The organism is Sphingobium xenophagum (assembly GCF_002288285.1).
Lineage (GTDB): Bacteria > Pseudomonadota > Alphaproteobacteria > Sphingomonadales > Sphingomonadaceae > Sphingobium > Sphingobium xenophagum.
Map to the genome: position 1 here is coordinate 2,440,346 of NZ_CP022745.1, position 390 is coordinate 2,440,735.

The following is a 390-nucleotide window of genomic DNA, read 5'->3' on the forward strand; positions in this document are numbered from 1 at the left end:
CCTGTTATCAGCTTGCGATAAGTTGCAAGGTTTGACAGACTAGTTAGGTTGATTCGAAGATAACTATGCCGCGCAAATCAGCGGTCAGATTTATACGAAAAAGTCGGAAATAAGCGGGTCGCGTCGCTCACGTTCTAGTCATCCCGGTTCAAACTGCCGGTGTGACATGAACGGTCGTCCGCGTTGCCGGTTCCGCTGTTCGACGGTCCGACCGGTTCAACGGAGGGAATGTTCGACCCTCTTGTCCCAAAGCAGGACAGCAGACGATTCTGTCAGTCTGGATGCCGTTTTGGGGGGGCTATGGAGCACGACGTAAAAGCACTTCGCAAGCTGGGCGAATTGCTAGCCCGCGGGCGGCGCTCTTTGGATCGATTGCCCGGTGATTGGCGC